Origin of the sequence: Streptomyces sp. NBC_01450 (genome assembly GCF_036227505.1) — a bacterium.
In the GTDB taxonomy this organism is placed as follows: domain Bacteria; phylum Actinomycetota; class Actinomycetes; order Streptomycetales; family Streptomycetaceae; genus Streptomyces.
Map to the genome: position 1 here is coordinate 4,927,792 of NZ_CP109480.1, position 16,788 is coordinate 4,944,579.

The 16,788-nt window shown below is 66.7% G+C and carries 26 protein-coding genes and 1 pseudogene; 3 read left to right on the top strand and 24 right to left on the bottom strand.

Annotated elements, in window-relative coordinates:
* Positions 1 to 154: 154 nt before the first annotated feature.
* From OG568_RS21935 to OG568_RS22050, 24 genes are all read right to left on the bottom strand, one after another.
* A complete protein-coding gene (locus OG568_RS21935) occupies positions 155 to 817 on the bottom strand; it encodes an adenylate kinase (protein ID WP_266584846.1) in 663 nt (220 codons plus the stop codon).
* Complete coding sequence (gene secY / locus OG568_RS21940) at positions 817 to 2,130, bottom strand: preprotein translocase subunit SecY (protein ID WP_329532812.1); 1,314 nt, start codon at positions 2,128 to 2,130, stop codon at positions 817 to 819. Before secY ends, OG568_RS21935 begins: the two co-directional genes overlap by 1 nt.
* A gap of 227 nt (positions 2,131 to 2,357) precedes the next feature.
* A complete protein-coding gene (rplO, locus tag OG568_RS21945; RefSeq protein ID WP_060901489.1) occupies positions 2,358 to 2,813 on the bottom strand; it encodes a 50S ribosomal protein L15 in 456 nt (151 codons plus the stop codon).
* Between the two features lie 2 nt (positions 2,814 to 2,815).
* Positions 2,816 to 2,998, bottom strand: a complete 183-nt coding sequence (gene rpmD, locus OG568_RS21950) for a 50S ribosomal protein L30 (protein ID WP_060901490.1) — start codon at positions 2,996 to 2,998, stop codon at positions 2,816 to 2,818.
* 2 nt (positions 2,999 to 3,000) lie between these two features.
* Entirely contained in the window at positions 3,001 to 3,603 is a 603-nt protein-coding gene (rpsE, locus tag OG568_RS21955; RefSeq protein ID WP_221353022.1) for a 30S ribosomal protein S5, read from the bottom strand.
* A gap of 64 nt (positions 3,604 to 3,667) precedes the next feature.
* The gene (gene rplR, locus OG568_RS21960; protein WP_168510320.1) at positions 3,668 to 4,051 is read right to left on the bottom strand and encodes a 50S ribosomal protein L18; all 384 of its coding nucleotides are present in this window, start codon (positions 4,049 to 4,051) and stop codon (positions 3,668 to 3,670) included.
* Positions 4,052 to 4,054: 3 nt separating this feature from the next.
* Positions 4,055 to 4,594: a 50S ribosomal protein L6 gene (gene rplF / locus OG568_RS21965; protein ID WP_266584844.1), complete on the bottom strand. Its 540-nt coding sequence runs from the start codon at positions 4,592 to 4,594 to the stop codon at positions 4,055 to 4,057.
* 24 nt (positions 4,595 to 4,618) lie between these two features.
* Positions 4,619 to 5,017, bottom strand: a complete 399-nt coding sequence (rpsH, locus tag OG568_RS21970) for a 30S ribosomal protein S8 (RefSeq protein WP_055614920.1) — start codon at positions 5,015 to 5,017, stop codon at positions 4,619 to 4,621.
* A 212-nt stretch (positions 5,018 to 5,229) separates the two neighbouring features.
* A complete protein-coding gene (locus OG568_RS21975) occupies positions 5,230 to 5,415 on the bottom strand; it encodes a type Z 30S ribosomal protein S14 (protein WP_003948630.1) in 186 nt (61 codons plus the stop codon).
* 5 nt (positions 5,416 to 5,420) lie between these two features.
* Entirely contained in the window at positions 5,421 to 5,978 is a 558-nt protein-coding gene (rplE, locus tag OG568_RS21980) for a 50S ribosomal protein L5 (protein WP_266584842.1), read from the bottom strand.
* Positions 5,978 to 6,301 carry a 50S ribosomal protein L24 gene (rplX, locus tag OG568_RS21985; RefSeq protein WP_067367101.1) on the bottom strand — a complete coding sequence of 108 codons (324 nt, stop codon included), beginning with the start codon at positions 6,299 to 6,301 and terminating at the stop codon, positions 5,978 to 5,980. Before rplX ends, rplE begins: the two co-directional genes overlap by 1 nt.
* A 2-nt stretch (positions 6,302 to 6,303) precedes the next feature.
* A complete protein-coding gene (rplN, locus tag OG568_RS21990) occupies positions 6,304 to 6,672 on the bottom strand; it encodes a 50S ribosomal protein L14 (RefSeq protein ID WP_030831680.1) in 369 nt (122 codons plus the stop codon).
* Between the two features lie 199 nt (positions 6,673 to 6,871).
* Positions 6,872 to 7,156 (bottom strand): 30S ribosomal protein S17, encoded by a 285-nt coding sequence (gene rpsQ / locus OG568_RS21995; protein ID WP_067367104.1) that lies wholly within the window; start codon positions 7,154 to 7,156, stop codon positions 6,872 to 6,874.
* A complete protein-coding gene (gene rpmC, locus OG568_RS22000; RefSeq protein WP_003998824.1) occupies positions 7,156 to 7,380 on the bottom strand; it encodes a 50S ribosomal protein L29 in 225 nt (74 codons plus the stop codon). The genes rpsQ and rpmC overlap by 1 nt, the downstream gene beginning before the upstream one ends.
* Positions 7,380 to 7,799: a 50S ribosomal protein L16 gene (rplP, locus tag OG568_RS22005; protein ID WP_010986348.1), complete on the bottom strand. Its 420-nt coding sequence runs from the start codon at positions 7,797 to 7,799 to the stop codon at positions 7,380 to 7,382. The genes rpmC and rplP overlap by 1 nt, the downstream gene beginning before the upstream one ends.
* Positions 7,800 to 7,804: 5 nt before the next feature.
* Entirely contained in the window at positions 7,805 to 8,641 is an 837-nt protein-coding gene (gene rpsC / locus OG568_RS22010; RefSeq protein ID WP_067367107.1) for a 30S ribosomal protein S3, read from the bottom strand.
* Entirely contained in the window at positions 8,641 to 8,988 is a 348-nt protein-coding gene (rplV, locus tag OG568_RS22015) for a 50S ribosomal protein L22 (protein ID WP_003974262.1), read from the bottom strand. Before rplV ends, rpsC begins: the two co-directional genes overlap by 1 nt.
* Positions 8,989 to 9,029: 41 nt before the next feature.
* Positions 9,030 to 9,311 (bottom strand): 30S ribosomal protein S19, encoded by a 282-nt coding sequence (gene rpsS, locus OG568_RS22020; RefSeq protein WP_168494643.1) that lies wholly within the window; start codon positions 9,309 to 9,311, stop codon positions 9,030 to 9,032.
* A gap of 12 nt (positions 9,312 to 9,323) precedes the next feature.
* On the bottom strand, positions 9,324 to 10,160 hold the full coding sequence (gene rplB, locus OG568_RS22025; RefSeq protein ID WP_266584840.1) for a 50S ribosomal protein L2: 837 nt from the start codon (positions 10,158 to 10,160) through the stop codon (positions 9,324 to 9,326).
* Positions 10,161 to 10,198: 38 nt separating this feature from the next.
* On the bottom strand, positions 10,199 to 10,615 hold the full coding sequence (rplW, locus tag OG568_RS22030) for a 50S ribosomal protein L23 (protein ID WP_099921128.1): 417 nt from the start codon (positions 10,613 to 10,615) through the stop codon (positions 10,199 to 10,201).
* Entirely contained in the window at positions 10,615 to 11,271 is a 657-nt protein-coding gene (gene rplD / locus OG568_RS22035; RefSeq protein WP_266437244.1) for a 50S ribosomal protein L4, read from the bottom strand. Before rplD ends, rplW begins: the two co-directional genes overlap by 1 nt.
* A gap of 5 nt (positions 11,272 to 11,276) precedes the next feature.
* Complete coding sequence (gene rplC / locus OG568_RS22040) at positions 11,277 to 11,921, bottom strand: 50S ribosomal protein L3 (protein WP_101400119.1); 645 nt, start codon at positions 11,919 to 11,921, stop codon at positions 11,277 to 11,279.
* Positions 11,922 to 11,938: 17 nt separating this feature from the next.
* Positions 11,939 to 12,247, bottom strand: coding sequence for a 30S ribosomal protein S10 (gene rpsJ / locus OG568_RS22045; protein ID WP_003948644.1), 309 nt, complete (start codon positions 12,245 to 12,247; stop codon positions 11,939 to 11,941).
* A gap of 537 nt (positions 12,248 to 12,784) precedes the next feature.
* Positions 12,785 to 13,297, bottom strand: a complete 513-nt coding sequence (locus OG568_RS22050) for a hypothetical protein (RefSeq protein WP_329532813.1) — start codon at positions 13,295 to 13,297, stop codon at positions 12,785 to 12,787.
* A gap of 574 nt (positions 13,298 to 13,871) precedes the next feature.
* Between OG568_RS22050 and OG568_RS22055 the strand changes: the two are divergent.
* From OG568_RS22055 to OG568_RS22065, 3 genes and pseudogenes are all read left to right on the top strand, one after another.
* A pseudogene (locus OG568_RS22055) lies at positions 13,872 to 14,751 on the top strand (helix-turn-helix domain-containing protein).
* 52 nt (positions 14,752 to 14,803) lie between these two features.
* On the top strand, positions 14,804 to 15,400 hold the full coding sequence (locus tag OG568_RS22060) for a Uma2 family endonuclease (RefSeq protein WP_329532815.1): 597 nt from the start codon (positions 14,804 to 14,806) through the stop codon (positions 15,398 to 15,400).
* Positions 15,401 to 15,512: 112 nt separating this feature from the next.
* Complete coding sequence (locus OG568_RS22065; protein ID WP_329532816.1) at positions 15,513 to 16,769, top strand: cytochrome P450; 1,257 nt, start codon at positions 15,513 to 15,515, stop codon at positions 16,767 to 16,769.
* Positions 16,770 to 16,788: the final 19 nt, after the last annotated feature.

Below are 16,788 nucleotides of genomic sequence, written 5' to 3' on the forward strand. Positions count from 1 at the left end.
CCGCTTCCAGTAACGTCTTGGCCCAAGTCTGCCGCAACCGGCGATTGAGCAACCACAACGGCGAATCACCACGCCCGCGAGAGCGGCGGCGGCTCGGCCGCAAAAAGCGGCCGCGGCACCCCGGAGGGCGCCGCGGCCGATGGCAGCGTGACGACTACTTGTCGCCGACCTTGCTCCCCAGCGCCTCCATGGCGCGTCCCGTGACCTCTTCCACCTTGCCGAGCGCCGAGATCGTCACGACCAGGCCCTGAGCGGCGTAGTAGTCGATGATCGGCTCGGTCTGCGTGTGGTAGACCTCGAGACGCGTACGGACGGTCTCCTCGGAGTCGTCGTCCCGCTGGTACAGCTCACCCTGGCAGACGTCACAGACGCCTTCGCTCTTCGGCTGCTTGTACGTCACGTGGAAGACGTGCGACGAGTCGTTGCGGCAGATACGGCGGCCCGCGATGCGCTTGACCACCTCGTCCTCGGGGACCTCCAGGTCCAGCACCGCGTCCAGCTTCATGCCCTCGGCCTTGAGCATCTCGTCGAGCGCCTCGGCCTGCGAGACGTTACGAGGGAAGCCGTCCAGCAGAAAGCCGTTCGCGGCGTCGGGCTGCTCCATGCGGTCCTTGGCCATCCCGATGGTGACCTCGTCCGGCACCAGCTTGCCGGCGTCCATGTACGCCTTGGCCTGCTTGCCCAGCTCCGTGCCCTGACTGATGTTGGCGCGGAAGAGGTCGCCCGTGGAGATGTGCGGAATCCCCAGGTTCTTGGCAAGGAACGCGGCTTGCGTTCCCTTCCCGGCACCGGGCGGCCCGACGAGGACGATTCGCATCAGCGGAGGAACCCTTCGTAATTGCGCTGCTGAAGCTGGCTCTCGATCTGCTTCACCGTCTCAAGACCGACACCCACGATGATCAGGATGCTGGTACCACCGAACGGGAAGTTCTGGCTTGCCCCGAAGCCCACCAACGCCACTGTTGGCACGAGAGCGATCAGACCCAGATACAGCGACCCCGGCCAGGTGATCCGGTTGAGTACGTAGCTGAGGTACTCAGCGGTCGGTCGGCCAGCCCGGATGCCCGGGATGAAGCCACCATACTTCTTCATGTTGTCCGCGACTTCCTCGGGGTTGAACGAGATCGCCACGTAGAAGAACGCGAAGAAAACGATCAGAAGGAAGTACATAGTGATGTAAATCGGGTGGCTGCCCTTGGTCAGGTTCTGTGTGACCCAGGTCTTCCAGGCGGAGTTGCCGCTGGAGAACTGGGCGACCAGAGCCGGGATGTAGAGCAGCGACGACGCGAAGATGACGGGAATCACACCCGCCTGGTTGACCTTCAGCGGGATGTATGTGGACGTACCGCCGTACGACCGGCGCCCGATCATGCGCTTCGCGTACTGGACCGGAACACGTCGCTGGGCCTGCTCGACGAAGACGACCAGGCCGACCATGACCAGGCCGACCAGGATCACGGTGCCGAACTCGATCCAGCCGCCGGCCAGCGTGCCCTGCGTCTTGATCGCCCACAGCGCGGACGGGAAGGTCGCGGCGATCGAGATGAACATGAGGATCGACATACCGTTGCCGATGCCACGGTCGGTGATGAGCTCGCCGAGCCACATGACGACGCCGGTACCGGCGGTCATGGTGACGACCATCACGACGGTCTGGAAGATCGACTGGTCAGGAACGATCTGGTTGGCGACCTGGCAGCCACTGAACAGCGCGCCGCTGCGAGCGGTCGCCACAAGGCCGGTGCCCTGCAGGATCGCCAGCGCCACTGTCAGGTAACGGGTGTACTGCGTGATCTTCGCGGTGCCGGCCGAACCCTCCTTCTTGAGGGCTTCGAGGCGCGGGATCACCACCGTCAGCAGCTGCAGGATGATGCTCGCCGTGATGTACGGCATGATGCCGAGCGCGAAGATCGTGATCTGCAGCAGCGCGCCACCACTGAACATGTTGACCAGCCCGAACAGACCCTGGTTGCCCTTGGCCACGTCGATGCAGGTCTGGACGTTCTTGTAGTCGACACCTGGGATCGGTACGTGGGTACCGACCCGGTAGACCACGATGATGGCGAGCGTGAAGAGCAGCTTCTTGCGCAGGTCGGGCGTCTTGAACGCCCGGGCGAACGCGGTGAGCACGGTGCCTCCTGCGACCCCCGCGCAACTGCGTCAGAGGTGACGGTCTTGAGGTTCGACGAATAGGTAGGTATCGGTCGACTGCCGTCCGAGGAACGCCGGACGAAAGTCGGCAGTGCAAGTCACCTTACCGGCGGGACTGCCCCCCTAGGAACGACCAACCGGGGATACCCCTTTTATAGGGGCACCCCCGGTCGGGATCGCTCATGTCATCGAGACGCCTGAAAAGATCAGACGAGCTCGGTGACGGTACCGCCGGCGGCGGTGATCTTCTCCTTGGCGGAGCCGGAAACGGCGTCAACCGAAACCTGCAGCGCGACGGAGATCTCGCCCTGGCCGAGGACCTTGACGAGGCTGTTCTTGCGAACGGCACCCTTGGCGACGAGCCCCTCGACGGTGACCTCGCCACCCTCCGGGTACAGCGCGGCCAGCTTGTCGAGGTTCACGACCTGGAACTCGGTCTTGAACGGGTTCTTGAAGCCCTTCAGCTTCGGGAGGCGCATGTGGAGGGGCATCTGCCCGCCCTCGAAGCGCTCCGGAACCTGGTAGCGGGCCTTCGTGCCCTTGGTACCACGACCGGCCGTCTTACCCTTCGACGCCTCACCACGACCCACACGGGTCTTGGCGGTCTTGGCGCCCGGGGCGGGACGGAGGTTGTGGATCTTGAGCGGGTTGTTCTCCGCCATGATCAGTCGACCTCCTCAACCGTCACGAGGTGGCGGACGGTGTGCACCATTCCGCGGAACTCGGGGCGGTCCTCCTTGACGACCACGTCGTTCAGGCGCTTGAGCCCGAGCGAACGCAGGGTGTCGCGGTGGTTCTGCTTGCTGCCGATGTACGACTTCGTCTGCGTGATCCTGAGCTGAGCCATGATTACGCACCCGCTCCCGCACGCGCACGCAGCAGAGCCGCGGGGGCGACGTCCTCGAGGGGCAGACCACGGCGGGCCGCGATCTCCTCGGGACGCTGCAGGCCCTTGAGGGCCTCCACGGTCGCGTGCACGATGTTGATCGCGTTGGACGAGCCGAGCGACTTCGACAGGATGTCGTGAACGCCGGCGCACTCGAGCACCGCACGCACCGGGCCACCGGCGATAACGCCGGTACCGGGGGAAGCAGGCTTGAGCAGGACGACGCCCGCGGCCTTCTCGCCCGTGATCGGGTGCGGGATGGTGCCCTGGATACGGGGAACCTTGAAGAAGTGCTTCTTGGCCTCCTCAACACCCTTGGCGATGGCGGCCGGCACCTCCTTGGCCTTGCCGTAACCAACACCGACGGTGCCGTCACCATCGCCCACCACGACCAGCGCGGTGAAGCTGAAGCGACGACCACCCTTCACAACCTTGGCGACGCGGTTGATCGCGACAACGCGCTCAACGTACGCGGTCTTCTCGGCAGCAGCGCCGCCGTCACGGCCCTTCCGGTCCCGCCGCTCGCCGCCACCGGCACCGCTTCCGCGGCGCTGGGGTCCAGCCATTGGATTACCTCTCTCTTTTTCCGCTAGCTACGCAGCGACCTAAGTCGCTAGCGCGACGGGCGACTCAGAACTTGAGTCCGGCTTCGCGGGCGGCGTCCGCCAGGGCGGCGATGCGCCCGGCGTACTGGTTGCCACCACGGTCGAATACGACAGCCTCGACACCGGCGGCCTTGGCGCGCTCGGCGACCAGGGCGCCGACCGACTTGGCCTGCGCGGACTTGTCGCCCTCAGCACCGCGGACCGTCGTGTCCAGGGTCGACGCCGACGCCAGGGTGTGACCCTTAACGTCGTCGATGACCTGGGCCACGATGTGGCGGTTGGAGCGCGTCACGACCAGGCGCGGACGCTCAGCCGTACCCGAGATGTGCTTACGGATCCGGATGTGACGACGCTTGATGGCAGCACGCTTGTAAGCGTCGCCCTTAGCAATCTTGACACCGTATGCCATGGCTTACTTACCCGCCTTTCCGACCTTGCGGCGAATGACTTCGCCCTCGTACTTGACGCCCTTGGCCTTGTACGGGTCGGGCTTGCGCAGCTTGCGGATGTTGGCCGCAACCTCGCCGACCTTCTGCTTGTCGATGCCCTCGACCGAGAAACGGGTCGGAGCCTCCACCTTGAAGGTGATGCCCTCGGGCGCCTCGACGGTGATCGAGTGGCTGTAGCCGAGCGAGAACTCCAGGTTGGAACCCTTCGCCAGGACGCGGTAACCGACACCGCTGATTTCGAGCTTCTTCACGTAACCCGTGGTCACGCCGGTGATCATGTTCGCCACCAGCGTGCGGGACAGGCCGTGGAGGGCCTTGTTCTGACGCTCGTCGTTCGGGCGGGTGACATTGAGAATGCCGTCCTCACCCTTGGCGACCTCGATCGGCGCCGCGACGGTGTGGGAGAGGGTGCCCTTGGGGCCCTTCACCTGGACCGTACGGCCGTCGATGGTGACGTCCACGCCGGCGGGAACCGTGATGGGGAGCTTGCCAATACGCGACATAGCTGTTTCCTCCGTTCCCTTCCGTTACCAGACGTAGGCGAGAACTTCTCCGCCTACGCCCTTCTTGCCGGCCTGCTTGTCGGTGAGGAGACCGTGCGACGTGGAGATGATCGCCACGCCGAGGCCACCGAGCACCTTGGGCAGGGAGGTGGACTTCGCGTACACGCGCAGACCCGGCTTCGAGATCCGCTTGATGCCCGCGATGGAGCGCTCACGGTTCGGGCCGAACTTCAGCTCGAGGACGAGCTTCTTGCCGACCTCGGCGTCCTCGACCTTCCAGCCGGTGATGAAGCCCTCCTGCTGGAGGATCTCCGCGATGTGAGACTTGATCTTGCTGTGCGGCATCGCGACATCGTCGTGGTACGCCGAGTTCGCGTTACGCAGACGGGTAAGCATGTCTGCGATGGGATCAGTCATGGTCATGAATTGGCCTTCGGCCTCTCTCGCCGGGGTTTCCTGTATGCGCCATCCCTCTCCCCACTCAGTGGCGGGACGGGTGCGGTGCGGGGACCTACGGCGTAGTAAGTCGATTGGGGCGGCAGGCGCCCAACCCTCCTAGCCTAAGCCATGGAGAGGTGGGCACCTGACCGAACCCTTTACTTACCGAGAGCCTCTGGAATCCCGAATTACCGGGACTACCAGGAGCTCTTGGTCACGCCCGGCAGCTCGCCACGGTGAGCCATCTCACGAAGGCAGACGCGGCACAGGCCGAACTTGCGGTACACGGAGTGCGGACGACCGCAGCGCTGGCAGCGCGTGTAGCCACGCACACCGAACTTGGGCTTACGAGCAGCCTTGGCAATCAGAGCCTTCTTCGCCATCTCGCTTACGCCTCCTTGAAGGGGAAGCCGAGGTGACGGAGAAGGGCACGGCCCTCAGCGTCGTTGGCCGCCGTGGTCACCACGGTGATGTCCATGCCCCGGGTACGGTCGATCTTGTCCTGGTCGATCTCGTGGAACATGACCTGCTCCGTGAGACCGAAGGTGTAGTTGCCACGGCCGTCGAACTGCTTGGGGGACAGACCACGGAAGTCGCGGATGCGCGGCAGCGCGAGCGACAGGGTGCGGTCCAGGAACTCCCACATGCGGTCGCCACGGAGGGTGACGTGGGCACCGATCGGCTGACCCTCACGCAGCTTGAACTGCGCGATGGACTTGCGGGCCTTGGTGATGGCCGGCTTCTGACCGGTGATCGTGGTCAGGTCACGGACGGCACCGTCCATGAGCTTCGAGTCACGGGCGGCGTCGCCGACACCCATGTTGACCACGATCTTGACGAGGCCGGGAACCTGCATGACGTTCTCGTACGAGAACTCCTCACGCAGCTTGCCCGCGATCTCCTCGCGGTACTTCGTCTTGAGACGCGGAGTGGTGGTGGTAGCCATCAGATGTCCTCACCCGTCCGCTTGGCAACGCGAACCTTGTTGCCCTCATCGTCGAAGCGGTAACCGACACGCGTGACGACCTTGTTGCCGTCCTTCTCAACGACCAGCTGGACGTTGGAGACGTGGATCGGCGCCTCGGTCGTGACGATGCCGCCGGCCTGGGAACCGCTGGCGGTCGGGCCGGCCTTGGTGTGCTTCTTGACCCGGTTGACACCCTCGACCAGGACGCGCTCGTCGCGCGGGTAAGCGGCAATGACCTTGCCCTGCTTGCCCTTGTCCTTGCCGGTGATGACCTGAACCGTGTCACCCTTCTTGATCTTCATGCTTACAGCACCTCCGGCGCGAGCGAGATGATCTTCATGAACTTCTTCTCGCGCAGCTCACGGCCGACGGGGCCGAAGATACGGGTGCCGCGAGGGTCGCCGTCGTTCTTCAGAATGACGGCGGCGTTCTCGTCGAAGCGGATGTACGAGCCGTCCGGACGGCGGCGCTCCTTGACGGTGCGAACGATGACCGCCTTGACGACGTCACCCTTCTTCACGTTGCCGCCGGGGATCGCGTCCTTGACGGTGGCGACGATGACGTCACCGATGCCCGCGTAGCGGCGACCGGAGCCACCGAGCACACGGATGCAAAGGACTTCCTTCGCTCCCGTGTTGTCGGCGACACGCAGTCGCGACTCCTGCTGGATCACGTCTATCTCCTGATTGTCTGCCGGTTCCCGCGGGGATCCCTTTCGGGTCACCCCGCGAGCCTGGCGGAACCGTCCTGCGGGTGGCCCCCGCAGGAATTACTTGGCCTCTTGAGGGAGAAAACCTCCGCCGGGGGCCGGGCACCTGACGGTGCGGCGGGCCCCCGGCGGGGGCAACGGGGGGACGGAGCCCCCCGTTTGATTACTTCGCCTTCTCGAGGATCTCCACGATGCGCCAGCGCTTCGTCGCGGACAGCGGACGCGTCTCCATGAGGAGGACGCGGTCGCCGATACCCGCGGCGTTCTGCTCGTCGTGGGCCTTCAGCTTGCTCGTACGGCGGATGACCTTGCCGTACAGGGCGTGCTTGACGCGGTCCTCGACGGCGACGACGACGGTCTTGTCCATCTTGTCGCTGACGACGAGACCCTCACGGGTCTTGCGGAATCCGCGCGCCTCAGTCGTTTCAGTCACGTTGCTCTCGCTCATCAGGCGCTCTCCACCGTTTCGATGCCCAGCTCGCGCTCACGCATCAGGGTGTAGATCCGCGCGATGTCCTTGCGGACGGCCTTGAGCCGACCGTGGTTCTCGAGCTGACCGGTCGCCGCCTGGAAGCGGAGGTTGAACAGCTCTTCCTTGGCTTCGCGAAGCTTCGCGAGAAGCTCCTCGTCACCCAGTTCGCGCAGCTCGGACGCCTTGGTACCGGCCGACATCACGCTTCACCTGCCTCGCGCTTGACGATCCGGCACTTCATCGGCAGCTTGTGGGCTGCGCGAGTGAGGGCCTCACGGGCGATCTTCTCGTTGGGGTAGGACAGTTCGAACATGACCCGGCCCGGGTGCACGTTCGCGATCCACCACTCCGGCGAACCCTTACCGGAACCCATGCGGGTCTCGGCAGGCTTCTTCGTGAGCGGGCGGTCCGGGTAGATGTTGATCCAGACCTTGCCGCCACGCTTGATGTGGCGGGTCATCGCGATACGCGCGGCCTCGATCTGGCGGTTCGTCACGTACGCCGGCGTGAGGGCCTGAATGCCGTACTCGCCGAACGAAACCTGCGTACCGCCCTTGGCCTGACCACGGCGCTTGGGGTGGTGCTGCTTGCGGTGCTTGACCCTACGGGGGATCAGCATGTCGGTCAGGCCTCCGTTCCGGTGCTCTCAGCCGGAGCGGCAGCCGCCGGAGCCTCGGCCTTGGGGGCCTCGGCAGCGGGAGCCTGCTGCGGCTTGCGGCCGCGGCCGCCACGCTCGCCACCACGGCCACCACGGCCGGCCGGGCGGTCGTTGCCGCCACCACGGGCCGGGCGGTTGCCGGCGCGGGCAGCGGCGTTCTCGGCGCGGACCTCGGCGATGTTCTTGACGTCGCCCTTGTAGATCCAGACCTTCACACCGATACGGCCGAAGGTCGTCTTGGCCTCGAAGAAGCCGTAGTCGACGTTCGCGCGGAGCGTGTGCAGGGGCACACGGCCCTCGCGGTAGAACTCCGAGCGGGACATCTCGGCGCCGCCGAGACGGCCACCACACTGGATCTTGATGCCCTTGGCGCCGGCCTTCATCGTGCCCTGCATGCTCTTACGCATGGCACGGCGGAAGGAGACGCGGGAGGACAGCTGCTCGGCAACGGCCTGAGCAACCAGCTGAGCGTCGGTCTCGGGGTTCTTGACCTCGAGGATGTTCAGCTGGACCTGCTTGCCCGTGAGCTTCTCGAGGTCACCGCGGATGCGGTCGGCCTCGGCGCCACGGCGGCCGATGACGATGCCGGGACGCGCGGTGTGGATGTCCACCCGCACGCGGTCACGGGTGCGCTCGATCTCAACCTTCGAGATGCCGGCGCGCTCCATGCCGGACGTCATCATCCGACGGATGGCGACGTCTTCCTTGACGTAGTCCTTGTACAGCTTGTCGGCGTACCAACGGGACTTGAAGTCCGTGGTGATGCCGAGCCGGAACCCATGCGGGTTAACCTTCTGGCCCATTACCGGGTTCCTTCCTTGCTGCTGACGACCACGGTGATGTGGCTGGTCCGCTTGCGGATCCGGTAGGCACGGCCCTGGGCACGCGGACGGAACCGCTTCAGGGTCGGACCCTCGTCGACGTACGCCTCGGAGATGAAGAGGCTGTCGGCGTCGGTGTGGTCGTAGTTGTGCGCGGCGTTGGCAATGGCGCTGTCAAGCACCTTGCCGACCGGCACGCTCGCGGCCTGCGGGGCGAAACGCAGGACCGCCTGAGCCTCCGTGGCATCCATGCCACGGATAAGGTCCACCACGCGGCGGGCCTTCATGGGCGTAACGCGGATGTACCGCGCCTGGGCCCTGGCTTCCATGGTTGTCCTTCCAGTGTCTGTCATGGTCATTCCACCCCGCGTTAGCGGCGCTTCGACTTCCGGTCGTCCTTGACGTGACCCCGGAAGGTGCGCGTCGGCGAGAACTCGCCGAGCTTGTGGCCGACCATCGACTCGGTGACAAACACCGGGATGTGGATCTTGCCGTTGTGCACCGCGATCGTGTGACCGAGCATGGCCGGGATGATCATCGAGCGACGGGACCAGGTCTTGATGACGTTCTTGGTACCGGCTTCGTTCTGAGCGTCCACCTTCTTTACGAGGTGGCCGTCAACGAAGGGTCCCTTCTTGAGACTGCGCGGCATCTAAACCCGCTCCTAGCGCTTCTTGTTCGTCTTGCGGCGGCGGACGATGTACTTGTTCGAAGCCTTCTTCGGCGAACGAGTACGACCCTCCTTCTGACCCCACGGGGAGACCGGGTGGCGACCACCGGAGGTCTTGCCCTCACCACCACCGTGCGGGTGGTCAACCGGGTTCATCGCCACACCGCGGACGGTCGGGCGAACGCCCAGCCAGCGCTTACGGCCGGCCTTACCCCAGTTGATGTTGCTCTGCTCGGCGTTGCCGACCTCGCCGACCGTGGCGCGGCAGCGCTGGTCGACCAGGCGGATCTCACCGGAAGGCATACGAAGGTGGGCCATCGTGCCCTCCTTCGCGAGCAGCTGCACCGAGGCACCGGCGGAGCGGGCGAACTTGGCGCCGCCACCGGGACGGATCTCGATCGCGTGGATCGTGGTACCGACCGGGATGTTGCGGAGCGCCAGGTTGTTGCCCGGCTTGATGTCGGCCCCGGGACCGTTCTCGACGCGGTCACCCTGCGACAGGTTGCGGGGCGCGAGGATGTAGCGCTTCTCGCCGTCCGCGTAGTGCAGCAGCGCGATGCGCGCGGTGCGGTTGGGGTCGTACTCGATGTGCGCGACCTTCGCCGGCACGCCGTCCTTGTCGTGACGACGGAAGTCGATCACTCGGAAGGCGCGCTTGTGTCCGCCACCCTGGTGGCGAACGGTCACACGACCGGAATTGTTACGGCCGCCCTTGCTGTGCAGCGGGCGGACCAGCGACTTCTCCGGCGTGGACCGCGTGACCTCGACGAAGTCGGCGACGCTGGAGCCACGACGGCCCGGCGTAGTCGGCTTGTACTTGCGGATTCCCATTTCTCAGTCCTCGTCCGATATCGGACCAGGGCGCTCCGTTAGGAGGCCTGGCCGAAGATGTCGATACGGTCGCCCTCAGCGAGGGTCACGATGGCGCGCTTGGTGTCAGCACGCTTACCGAAGCCGCTCTTGGTCCGCTTGCGCTTGCCCTGGCGGTTGATCGTGTTGACCCCGGTGACCTTGACCGAGAAGACCGCCTGGACGGCCTGCTTGATCTGGGTCTTGTTGGCGCCCGGCGCCACGACGAAGGTGTACTTGCCCTCGTCGAGCAGCGCGTAGCTCTTCTCCGAGACGACCGGCTTGAGGAGCACGTCACGGGGATCCGTGAAGGACTTGCTCAGCGGGGTCTCGACGGTGTTCTTGCCCTCGGCCTCGTGGCGCTTCGCCTTGGCGACGCGCGCGGCCTTGGCGGCCTTGGCCGCCTTGGAGGCAATGCTCGGGTGACGCGTAGCCATCAGGCTTCGCTCCCTTCGGTGTCAGCGGCCTTGGGGCCAGACACGAAGGACTCGAAAGCGGCCTGGGTGAAGACCACGTCGTCCGAGACGAGAACGTCGTACGTGTTCAGCTGGCCCGGCTCCAGGATGTGGACCTGGGGCAGGTTGCGCGCGGAGAGCAGCGCGGCCTCGTCGGAGCGCTCGATGACCAGGAGCACGTTCTTGCGCTCGCTGACCTTGCCGAGGAAGCTCTTCGCGGCCTTGGTGGAGGGGGTCTCGCCCTCGATCACGCCGGTGATGACGTGGATGCGAGCGTTGCGGGCCCGGTCGGTGAGGGCGTGGCGCAGGGCCGCGGCCTTCATCTTCTTCGGGGTCCGCTGCGAGTAGTCACGCGGCGTGGGGCCGTGGACGACGCCACCGCCGGCGAACTGCGGCGCACGGGTCGAACCCTGGCGCGCGCGGCCGGTGCCCTTCTGGCGGTAAGGCTTCTTACCGCCACCACGGACCTCGCCACGACGCTTGACCTTGTGCGTGCCCTGACGGGCGGCGGCCAGCTGCGCGACAACGACCTGGTGAAGCAGCGGAATGCTGATCTTCTCTACGTCGAAGATCTCGGCCGGGAGCTCAACAGTCCCGGCGTTGTCGCCGGAGGGCGACAGAATGTCAATGGTGCTCATAGTCCTCAGGCCCCCTTGGCCGCGGTGCGGACCAGGACGAGGCCGCCGTTCGGACCAGGAACCGCGCCCTTGATAAGGAGCAGGCCCTTCTCCGCGTCAACGGCGTGAACGGTCAGGTTCTGGGTGGTGACCCGCTCGTTGCCCATGCGACCCGCCATGCGGAGGCCCTTGAACACACGGCCCGGGGTGGCGCAGCCACCGATGGAACCGGGAGAGCGGTGCTTGCGCTGGGTGCCGTGACCGGCGCCGAGGCCCTTGAAGTTGTGACGCTTCATGACACCGGCGAAGCCCTTGCCCTTGCTCTTGCCGGTGACGTCGACCTTCACGCCCGCCTCGAACACCTCGGCGGAGATCTCCTGGCCGAGGGTGTACTCGGAGGCATCCGCGGTGCGGATCTCGACGAGGTGGCGACGGGGGGTGACGTCGGCCTTGGCGAAGTGACCCTTGAGGGGCTTGTTCACCTTGCGCGGGTCGATCTCGCCGAAGGCGATCTGGACCGACTCGTAGCCGTCGATGTCGTTGGTACGCACCTGGGTGACGACGTTGGGGCCCGCCTTGACGACGGTGACCGGAACAACACGGTTGTTCTCGTCCCAAACCTGCGTCATGCCGAGCTTCTCGCCCAGGATGCCCTTGATCTGCTTAGCCATTCTCAGATCACCGATCCCTAGAGCTTGATCTCGATGTCGACACCGGCCGGGAGGTCGAGTCGCATCAGAGAGTCAACGGTCTTGGGCGTCGGGTCGAGGATGTCGATCAGGCGCTTGTGCGTGCGCATCTCGAAGTGCTCGCGCGAGTCCTTGTACTTGTGCGGCGACTTGATGACGCAGTACACGTTCTTCTCAGTGGGCAGCGGCACCGGGCCCGCGACCGACGCACCAGTGCGCGTCACCGTCTCGACGATCTTCTTCGCCGAGGAGTCGATGACCTCGTGGTCGTAGGCCTTGAGCCGGATGCGGATCTTCTGTCCCGCCATGGCTACTCAGTAGTCCTTTGTCTCGTGAAACGCTCTGGAACCCGGGGGTTCGCGTCCCGTATCTCCGACCCACGCGGTCGGGTGTGTCGCGCTCCTGCCGCAGAAATATCCGTAACGGATTTCCCTACGAGGGACGCGGCCCGCCCGAAAGCAACCGCAGGACCGGAGGCTGGAACACCCACCGGGTGCCTGGCCCGCACCCCGCTGACACTTCCCGAAAGATTCCCGTACGTCCGCCCCAGCGCTGCCTTACGGCAGTTGAGGCGACGAGTACTGTGGGACTCGCTTCCGGTCCTCCCGACGGGAGGCGCGCAGCATCGGCACTCGACCGAGCAACCCCGTTAGTCTGCCATACACGATGGGGGGCTGGCCAATCGAGCCGAGGATCGTACCCCGAAGGTGACACAGGTCAAACCCTGGGCGCGTGCGCGCCCCGGCGGAGATCATTGCCGCCGGCCTTGGGGCGATCGACCGGGACGCCCGCCGACAGCGAGCAGCCGTCCGCGCACAGTACGTGACGGAGGGAGCTAAAAGACCTCACAGTTTGCCGGTGACGACTCCGCGCCAGGTCCACCCGGCGCCCAGGACGGCATCCTGCAGGGGGTTCTTGAGCTCAGAGCTGTCGAAACTGAACGTCTCGGTCGCTTCGAGACCGCCGTCCTTGCCCCCGCCGAGCGTCCACTGCTTCGAGACCGTCTGCACCTGACCCCGTTGGGCCTCGGCCGAAATGGACAGCCTGGGGGTGCCGCCGACCCAGGTGACCTCGTACTGCTGGTCGAGGGAGCGGACCTCGTTCTTCTCCGGGACCAGGCGCATACGGACCTGGAACACCCGACTCACCTGGGTGCGGGCGAAGAAGGTCTGCCAGGCCGGCTCCAGCATCCGCCACTCCGCCACCAGGTCGGCACCCTCCGCGCGGCCGTCCCGGATGACGTACGGGACGTCGGGGCGGTTGAGGCCGAGCAGAGCCGCGTGGACCTCAGCGGCGGATCGCGGGGCGACACCGTCGGCCGGGCGCTTGGTTCCGGTCAGCTTGTCAAAGAGTCCCATGAGATCAACCTATGACGAAGCCCCGCCGACGTCCGGGCGGAGCATGTGCACGAGGTCCCGGAAGTCGTCCAGGACACCGGGGTGTTGGGACGCGGTGCCAATCAGAATCAGGCGGATCACCGACCGCTTGCGCGGGTCGGCGACCCCCCGCCCCGGCCCCAATCCCTCGGCCCTGACGCCGAGTCCGGCCGCGGTCTCGCCCTCGTCGACGCCTTCGCCGACCGCTGGGGTGTCGCATCAGGGCCGCCCCCACGCAAGACCGTATGGGCCGAGATCGAACTCCTCCCACCGGAGCCCAGCGAGCCATGCTCCGGTGCGGCCCGCGCTCTTCCCCAAGGAACACGAGAGGGAAAGGACCCCACCAAGCCCCACCCCTCCCTCCCGCTCGCCGAAACGGCGGCCACCGCGCAAACTCACTCCCGCGAGTGAATATGCCCAACTCGGGTGGATTCGGGACCGGTTGCCTGCCTTACGCTCAGCGCGGCACAGCACCACCGCAGACATGCGACGGCCCCCGCCGGGACTGGCATCCCGAAGCGAGGGCCTGACCACCGAGGAAGAAAGAACCTTCCCGATGGATACAGAGAACCCTAGCGGGCCCCCGCGCGCGCAGTCCCGGATCGCGGGCAAAAACCACCCTCGTCGGAACGTCGACGCCCGTCCCGGCGGCGTCATCCACGACAACACCCGCCACACCACCCGCTTCACGGTGATCGGCAATCACCTCGCCCAGCACCCGGAGCTTTCAGGACTCGCGATCGGGCTGGCCGTCTACATCCAGTCGCTCCCCACCGGCGCCCGCGTCGACATCAAGACCCTCGCCGCCCGCTTCCCCGAGGGCCCCACCCGTATTGCCGCCGCCCTGCGCGAACTCGAAACCCACGGCTACCTCCGTCGCACCCGCGAACGCACCCCTGGCGGCCGCATCGTCACCCGCACCGTCTCCTGCAACCAGCCCGGACACCACGGAACGGGAACGGCAGTCGATACCCCCAGCAGGCCCACCCGCCGCCCAGCACCGGCCGAACGCCCGCCCCGCAAGCTCCTCCCCGCCGTGCCCCAGCCCGCATACCCCTCCCCCACCCTCCTGCGGACCGCCACCGACCTCCTCGCCGGCCTCCGCCGCCACGATCCCCGTCTGCTCCTCTCCGCCACCGACGCGGAGCACCTCGCCCCCGGCGTCGCCGCCTGGCTGGAGCGCGATCTCGTCCCCAGCGCCGTACAACACGCGCTGACGGCGGACCTGCCGCCCGAAGACCTGCGCCGCCCAGCCGCCCTCCTGGCCCACCGGCTCGCGGCGCAGCTGCCGCCTCCACCGCCGTTTCGCGCGCCCGCGCCGCCCCCGGACGTACGGCATCCGCTCCAGAACTGCGAGGGCTGCGACCACGCCTTCCGCTCCCCCGCGCCCGGGGCGCTGCCGCGCATGCCGATCCGATCTCCTGGGGGCCGCCTAGCATGAACGTGACGATCCTTGCCCCCGGGCACGGCAGACGAGGAGCGAGCGCCATGACCATCGCCGCGGACGACGCGCAGCACGGCACCTCTCATCTGTACCGGGCCATGCGGGACTTCGTTCAGTCCATGGACGACACCCTTCCCGGCAAATTCGAGATCACCAAGGAAGGGATCGTCCACGACCTGACCACACCCAATGGCCCCCATGAACTGACCGCAGCACACGTCCGGAGACGCCTCGAGAAAGTCATGCCGACCGAGTGCGTGGCTCACACGGGCGCCCCGGACGTGGAGGACGTGTCCGAGGGCATCCTGCGCCACCCCGACGTCATGCTGATCGCCGAGGCAGACATGGAGGGAGACGGCTCCTTCGACCCCCGTACGCTCATCGCCGCCGTCGAAGTCGTGTCCCGCTCCACCCCGGACAACGACTGGGTCGGCAAGATGCGTGACTATCCGCTGCTCGGTATCCCCGTCTACGCGATCTTCGACCCGCGTACCGCCACCGGTACCGTCCTCTCCGACATCCACCCCACCCCGCACGGCCCCCGCTACGCCACCCGCAAGGACTTCGTGTACGGCGAAGACGTCACCATCGCCGAGTGGACGATCTCGACCGCGGACCTGCCGCGGTACCCGAACCAGTAAGCCGGACCGCAGCGGCGACGAAGGCACGACGAGGCGCGCCGAAGGCATTCCGCTGCTCCGGCTGGAGCACTCCCGCGCGACACCCCACCCCCCGCCCGCCCACGCTGAACGCATGGCAGAAGAGACCAGCACCCTCGCCGGGCGGCCCGAGCGGCCCCTTCCCCCCGTTCGGGACTGGCCCGCCGGTGAGCTGAACGCGACCGAGTTCGAGCCGGTGCTCGCGGGGCTGATGCGGGAGGGGCCGCTGACGCGGATCCGGCTTCCGTACGGGGAGGGCTGGGCGTGGCTGGCGACGCGCTACGACGACGTGAAGATGATCACGAACGATCCCCGGTTCAGCCGGCGGGAGGCCTCCGTCCGGCAGGTCACACGGCTCGCGCCGCACTTCGCGCCGCGGCCCGGGGCCCTCGCCTGGGCCGACCAGCCCGATCACAACCGGCTCCGGCACGCCGTCTCGAACGCCTACACCGTGAGCGCCGTGAAGCGCCTGCGCCCCCGCGCCCAGGACATGCTCGACGCCCTGGTGGACGGGATGGTGGCGGACGGCCCCCCGGCCGACCTGATCGAGCGGGTCCTCGAACCCTTCCCGGTCAACGTCGTCTGCGAGGTCATGGGCGTACCCGTCGACGAGCGGCGGAAGTTGCACGACTGGACGCGGGAGATCATCAGCACGGCGGGCGGCGCCGAGGCCTCCGAGCGCGCCAAGAAGGGGCTCTTCGGATGGATCGGGGAGGCCGTGCGCGAGCGCCGCGACAGCGGGAGTGACGGTAAAGGCGACGGTGACAGCGAGGACGTGCTGTCCCTGCTCGGCGGTGCCGTGCGGCGCGGCGAGCTGGACGTGGAGGAGGCGATCAGCGTCGCCGGGCCGCTCCAGATCGGCGGCGAGGCCGTCACCAACAACACCGGCCAGATGTTCTACCTCCTCCTCACCCGGCCCGACCTGCTGGAACGCTTCCACAACGACCCCGCCACCCGCCCGGCCGCCATCGAGGAACTCCTGCGCCACATCCCGCACCGCGTCGCCGTCGGCCTGCCCCGTATCGCCACGGAGGACGTCGACATCCACGGCACCCGCATCAGCACGGGCGATGCCGTCTATGTCTCCTACCTGGCCGCCAACCGCGACCCGGACGTCTTCCCCGACCCCGACCGGATCGACCTCGACCGGGACGCCGGTGCCCATGTGGCCTTCGGCAACGGGCCGCACTTCTGCACGGGCGCCGTCTTCTCCCGGATGCAGATCGAGCTGCTGATCGACACCCTGCTCGAGCGGCTGCCCGGGCTGCGCCTCGCCGTGCCCGCCGATCAGGTTCCCTTCCGGCAGCGCACGATGATCCGCGGTCCGGTGGCCCTACCGGTCACCTGGTAGCGGTCACCTCGTAATGATC